Here is a 6,000-nt window from a genome sequence, read left to right as displayed (position 1 = left end):
TGATAGATATATTGAAAAAATCGTTGATATATTTGTAAAGGGGTGTTTGAGGTGATTGTGAAAGAAAGAAAAATACCGATTTATATAAGACAGTTAGAAGCGCTTCTTAGAAGGTTACCTGTATATCATCCGAAACGAAATATAATTGGAGAAAACTTGGCAAAACACATGGCGGGGTATAAAGGGGAGCAAGCGATTGATTATCCACTTAGTTTTATTTCTGAGAAAGAGTACAGTGTTTTACATGATGTTCGCTTATCTAATCATGATCAATACTTTCAAATTGATACTATTATCATTTCCACAAAGTTTCTTCTGTTTCTTGAGATAAAAAATATAGCAGGTACATTAATATTTGATACAAAGTTTAATCAACTTATCCGAATAACAGAAGGAAATTCAGAGGGATTTCCAGACCCTGTTTTACAAATAAAAAGGCAGGAAATACAACTTAAAAAATGGTTAAGCTTACATGGATTTTCTTCTAGTCTTCCAATCGAGTCCCTCGTTGTTATTAGCTCGCCTCGTACCATTATAAAATCTTCAGATGACAATCTTCTTCATACAATTATTCATAGTGCAAATCTACCTCATAAAATAAAGTGGTTTGAAAGTAAATATAAGAAAAAAGTTATAGATAATGTAGATAGGCTCATTCATCAAATAATAGCGGAGCACTCTCCACTTCAACAAAATATACTTGAGCAATATAAAATAGAAAAAGAGGAGTTGCTAAATGGAGTACAATGTGAGAAATGCTTAGTTATTCCAATGGTTAAAGTTAAGAAGGGGTGGCGTTGTACAAGTTGTAAAGATTTTTCAAAAGTGGCACATGAGGGTGCTATACGAGATTATGCATTGCTCATTAGTACGACATGTACGAACGGTAATTTGAAAGAGTTTCTCCATGTTTCGTCAGGTATGGTTGTAAACAGAATTCTCCACACACTAAATCTGGCCTATACTGGCAACAACAAAGGACGAATATATGATTTAACTTCTTTCCAATCGTAATTTTGCTATAATAAATAAGTACTCATACGAAGGGGAGTTTAAAGATAAAATGAAGTCGTTTAATATCGATCATGTTATAGCTAGTATTTTGCAATGGATATTAAATATAGCTTTAATTATATTATCCATTGTGTTATCGATTTTCTTAGTGAATGAGACGATCACGTTTGTGCAGTATATTTTTTCGTCAAAAGAGTATACGTCTTATAAATTGGTTGAAAGTATCATCGTCTATTTCTTATACTTCGAGTTCATTGCATTAATTATTAAGTATTTTAAATCGAATTATCATTTCCCGTTACGTTATTTTATTTATATCGGAATTACGGCTTTAATTCGGTTGATTATTGTGTCTCATGAGGAACCGATGGAGACGTTATTATACGCAGGAGCAATTCTTGTTTTAGTTATTGCTTTATACATATCGAATATGAGAGATTTGAGAAAAGAGTAGTAGTGCAGACGTAAGTTTGCACTACTTTTTTATGTGGAATTTTCCACCCTATGATTTTGGGGCTGTAATCAAATGAATAGTGTCAGGACATTCTAATTTATAAGTTACTTTGTTGTCTTCAATATCTTTCTTTATCTTTTGACATGTAGTATTCGAATATTGTATCTCTTGGTTTTCATTATGTTTCTCATTTGTTTTTGTGTAGTCGACATCATAATAGACGGAGGTAGATTCCTTTTCTTTTTTTACAGTTAAATCAATAATAATAGGCTCGTTCTTGTTATTAAATTTAGTAATTCTAACTGAATCGTCTTTATTTGAATTATAGTTTTTTACGAAAGTATCTAATTTCTCTATGTTATAAACTTCATCGTTTTTCTCAATAATATCACCACGTTTTTTGGAAGCCTCAAAAGTATATGTCTCGTTTTTATCGTTTTTTTGCTCATTATTAGTACAACCAATAAGAGTAAATAAGGCTAATGAGATTACAGATAACGCATATTTTCTATATTGTATTCTCATAGATTCAGCTCCTTTTCTTAATTTTTAACGATGATATATTTATAATTTTATTTTATCTTAATGAGCTTTTTGGAAAGCAAAAAGACTGTTCTTTTTTCGTTAAGTTACTGTAAATACCTACATTCTTTATTAATTAGTTATAAATTTCGGCATAATATTTTTACATTAGTTTTTACATCTTGACCTTCAAGTTGCTTGAAAGTTTACAATGAAATTAGGGCGTTTGAAATCGAAAAAAATTGAGAAATTAAGTGAAGAGGTTTCTTTTACTTGGAGGTTATAGGAATGAATCAGGAATTGAAGTTACGTCCATTAGAACGAGAAGATTTAAAGTTTGTACACGAACTGAATAATAATGCCCATATTATGTCGTATTGGTTTGAAGAGCCGTATGAGGCATTTGTGGAGCTGCAGGATTTATACGATAAACATATACATGATCAAAGTGAACGACGATTTATCGTTGAGAAAGACAATGAGATGGTTGGATTAGTTGAGTTAGTAGAAATCGATTATATTCATCGTAGAACAGAATTCCAAATTATTATTGATCCAAATTATCAAGGATATGGTTATGCAGCAGAGGCGACGCGTTTAGCGATGGATTATGCTTTCGCTGTATTAAATATGCATAAGATTTATTTAGTTGTGGATAAAGAAAATGAGAAAGCAGTCCATGTGTATAAAAAGGTTGGATTTATAGTGGAAGGCGAGCTTTTAGACGAGTTTTTCGTTGATGGTAACTATCATAATGCGATAAGAATGTGTATGTTCCAGAAGGAATATTTTAAAAATAAGTAGTTGAATGATTTGGAGGTAATGTTGACGCTTCGTAAAACTGTATGCTAAAATCCCTTTTAAGTATTAAGGAAGGTGCAGAACATGCTTTATATAAAATTTGTAAAACTCATTAGAAAACTTTGCTCCGCACAAATGTATACGGTGAAGCGTTGTACGGAGCTTAATCAAGGGGCATAAATCCCTATATTCATCGACTGAATAACTTTTCTAAAAAAGTATAGTTTATCTATGCTTATTTGGTTATGGTTTTTCAGTTGATGTATAAAATAGATTAAGGGGCCATAGACAATGCTTTGTCTATGGCCCTTTGTGTATATTATTCCGATGAGTATTTACTGTAAATTGGAGTAGTATAGGAAAAACCACGAAGCAGAGGGCTAGTGTCGAATGACGCTATCTCTCTGCTTTTTTTAATTTCAGGAAAAGAGGAATAAAAATGAGTTTACTTAAAGTTGAAAGTTTATCACATAGTTTTATTGATAAAGTATTATACGAAAATGCTTCTTTTGATTTGCATAAAGGCGAGCATATGGGAATTGTTGGACAGAATGGTGCAGGGAAAAGCACATTAATGAAAATATTGGTGGGGGAAATTATTTCTGATAAGGGGAGCATTAAGTGGCAACCTAATATTCAAATTGGACATCTTGATCAATATGCAGAAATTGATGGGAGCTATACTATTTCACAATATGCAAAGCGAGCCTTTTATGATTTGTTTGAAATGGAAAAGAGAATGAATAAGTTATATGAAGAAAGTGCGATGACTGGAGATGAGAATCAACTATTGAAAGCAGCTGAAATACAAGAACAGCTTGAGGCTCGTGATTTTTATTCAGTAGACAGCGTAATAAATAAGGTGGCAGCCGGTTTAGGTATTGATGCGATTGGGATGGATCGTGTTATTGGTGAATTAAGCGGAGGGCAGCGTGCAAAGGTAATTTTAGCAAAGCTTTTATTAGAAGAGCCTACTATTTTATTACTAGATGAACCGACGAATTTTCTCGATAAGGAGCATGTGGAGTGGCTTGCTAATTATTTAATGAATTTTGAAGGAGCGTTTATTGTCGTATCACATGATTTTGATTTTCTGGAAAAGGTAACTTCTTGCATATGTGATGTAGAGTTCGGAACGGTTAAGAAGTATTACGGAAAATACTCAGATTTTGTAAGACAAAAGGAGCATTTGCGAAAAGATTATATTCGCCAATATTATGCACAGCGAAAGAAAATTGAAAAAACGGAAGAGTATATTCGTAGAAATATTGCTGGGGTGAATTCAAAAATAGCGCAAGGTCGTAGAAAACAATTGGAGCGTATGGAAAGAATTGCGCCACCAAGTTTTACTCATAAACCGTCTATTCATTTTCAGGAACTTCCCATTTCAGTTCAGACAGTTCTTGAAGTAAATAACCTTGAAGTTGGTTACGATTTCGCTCTCTTACCAAAGTTAAATTTTTCAGTAATGGGTGGGCAAAAACTTGTTATTACAGGTTTCAATGGAGTAGGGAAATCTACTTTATTAAAAACAATCGTTGGAAATATTGCTAGCATTTCTGGAGAGTTTCACTTTTCAGAGCAAATAAAGATTGGATATTATGAGCAAGATTTAAATTGGAGCAATGATTCTTTAACGCCGCTTCAAATTATTTCAGAACAGTTTCCTAAACTGAATATGAAGGAAATACGCCATCATTTAGCTGCGTGTGGTGTGAAGGATACGCACGTTTCGCAAGAAATTCGGACGTTAAGTGGTGGTGAACAATCGAAGGTGAAACTGTGCGGATTATTACTATCACCTTGTAACTTCTTAATTTTAGATGAGCCGACAAATCATTTAGATGCAGAAGCGAAGGAAGCTTTGCAAAAGGCGCTAATTCAGTTTAAGGGCAGCATTATACTCGTATCTCACGAAGCAAGTTTTTATCTTGATTGGGCAGATAGCATCTTTGATATAGAGACAGGATTAGTTAAGGGGGTGTGAAACATATGAGTGAAAACAATTGGAAAACGAAAATTATATTATTTTTGACCGCTCAAACTATTTCGTTGTTCGGTTCCTCTCTCGTGCAATACGCGATTATATGGTATATCACCCTTACAACATCATCAGGAGTGATGTTGACTATTTCAACTGTTTGCGGTTTTCTACCACAAATTGCGATATCTTTGTTTGCAGGTGTTTGGATTGATCGTTATGACCGTAAAAAGATGATTATGTTATCGGATGGGGTTATAGCGATTGCGACGTTAGTTTTAGCAAGTTTATTTTTAACAGGATATAAAAGTATTTGGTTACTTTTTATTGTGTTACTCATTCGTTCAGCTGGAACAGGAGTACAAACGCCAGCTGTGAATGCATTAATTCCGCAAATCGTTCCGAAAGAGTATCTTATGAAAGTAAATGGAATAAATAGCAGTATTACATCTTTAATTATGTTTCTTTCTCCAGCAGCAAGTGCTGCGATTCTTTCTATTGCCAGCATTGAAACAACATTTTTTATTGATGTTATTACAGCCATGTTTGGAATTAGTATTATGTTTGTTATTCAGGTCGAAGGACATGTGAATGTAGAGAGTAAGCAAAAATCTAATCTACAAGGAATTAAAGAAGGGTTCTCTTATTTAAAAGAAAATGTATTTATTAAAAGGCTAATCCTTTTATTGATTATCGTCATGATTTTAATAAGTCCAGCTGCTTTTTTAACGCCTTTAATGGTAACTCGTTCTTTCGGGGCCGAAATGTGGAGACTTACTGCGAGTGAGATGACCTTTAGTGCGGGTGCGGCAGCTGGTGGCGTATTGATTGCGGCGTGGGGTGGTTTTCCTAATCGTATGCATACAACAGCGCTAGCTTGTGCATTATATGGACTGCTTATGATTGGACTCGGAATAGCACCGATATTTACTATGTATTTAGTATTTAATTTTTTAATTGGTATAACAATGCCGTGCTTCAATACACCAGTTACTGTGTTATTGCAGGAGAAAGTAGAACCATCGATGCACGGGCGGATGTTTAGCCTTGTACAAATTGCGAATTCATGCGCGCTTCCTTTAGGAATGATAATATTTGGTCCATTGTCGGATATGTTTAGTGTAGAGGTTTTATTAATTTATGCTGGGATATTCGTGCTATTTTGCGCAATGTATGTTGTATTAAGCAAGAGGTTTGAAGTGTAAATATTTATGATTTAGAAGGTTTG

At 33.7% G+C, this 6,000-nt stretch carries 6 protein-coding genes; 5 read left to right on the top strand and 1 reads right to left on the bottom strand.

What is annotated here, in order from left to right:
• The first annotated feature begins 57 nt into the window (after nucleotides 1-57).
• Nucleotides 58-1,014 carry a nuclease-related domain-containing protein gene (locus MR160_RS11900; protein ID WP_016078158.1) on the top strand — a complete coding sequence of 319 codons (957 nt, stop codon included), beginning with the start codon at nucleotides 58-60 and terminating at the stop codon, nucleotides 1,012-1,014.
• 49 nt (nucleotides 1,015-1,063) lie between these two features.
• Nucleotides 1,064-1,468: a phosphate-starvation-inducible protein PsiE gene (gene psiE, locus MR160_RS11895; RefSeq protein ID WP_000834707.1), complete on the top strand. Its 405-nt coding sequence runs from the start codon at nucleotides 1,064-1,066 to the stop codon at nucleotides 1,466-1,468.
• 48 nt (nucleotides 1,469-1,516) lie between these two features.
• On the opposite strand, the gene MR160_RS11890 is transcribed toward psiE, so the two are convergent.
• Complete coding sequence (locus tag MR160_RS11890; RefSeq protein ID WP_001222628.1) at nucleotides 1,517-1,993, bottom strand: DUF4362 domain-containing protein; 477 nt, start codon at nucleotides 1,991-1,993, stop codon at nucleotides 1,517-1,519.
• 285 nt (nucleotides 1,994-2,278) lie between these two features.
• Between MR160_RS11890 and speG the strand changes: the two genes are divergently transcribed.
• The 3 genes from speG (at nucleotide 2,279) to MR160_RS11875 (ending at nucleotide 5,977) form a co-directional block, all read left to right on the top strand.
• Entirely contained in the window at nucleotides 2,279-2,794 is a 516-nt protein-coding gene (gene speG, locus MR160_RS11885; RefSeq protein WP_001071083.1) for a spermidine N1-acetyltransferase, read from the top strand.
• Between the two features lie 436 nt (nucleotides 2,795-3,230).
• Nucleotides 3,231-4,778 (top strand): ABC-F family ATP-binding cassette domain-containing protein, encoded by a 1,548-nt coding sequence (locus tag MR160_RS11880; RefSeq protein WP_000054881.1) that lies wholly within the window; start codon nucleotides 3,231-3,233, stop codon nucleotides 4,776-4,778.
• 5 nt (nucleotides 4,779-4,783) lie between these two features.
• Entirely contained in the window at nucleotides 4,784-5,977 is a 1,194-nt protein-coding gene (locus MR160_RS11875; RefSeq protein ID WP_001293765.1) for an MFS transporter, read from the top strand.
• Nucleotides 5,978-6,000: the final 23 nt, after the last annotated feature.

Source organism: Bacillus cereus group sp. BfR-BA-01382 (genome assembly GCF_022663475.1).
Taxonomy (GTDB): Bacteria; Bacillota; Bacilli; order Bacillales; family Bacillaceae_G; genus Bacillus_A; species Bacillus_A thuringiensis_S.
Note: the sequence above shows the minus strand (reverse complement) of the source record. Positions and strands in the feature narration are given on the sequence as shown.

Excerpts from the sequence above, each read along its gene's own strand:
- psiE (WP_000834707.1), top strand. The coding sequence starts at position 1,064 with ATGAAGTCGTTTAATATCGATCATGTTATAGCTAGTATTTTGCAATGG.
- MR160_RS11890 (WP_001222628.1), bottom strand. The coding sequence starts at position 1,993 with ATGAGAATACAATATAGAAAATATGCGTTATCTGTAATCTCATTAGCC.
- speG (WP_001071083.1), top strand. The coding sequence starts at position 2,279 with ATGAATCAGGAATTGAAGTTACGTCCATTAGAACGAGAAGATTTAAAG.
- MR160_RS11880 (WP_000054881.1), top strand. The coding sequence starts at position 3,231 with ATGAGTTTACTTAAAGTTGAAAGTTTATCACATAGTTTTATTGATAAA.
- MR160_RS11875 (WP_001293765.1), top strand. The coding sequence starts at position 4,784 with ATGAGTGAAAACAATTGGAAAACGAAAATTATATTATTTTTGACCGCT.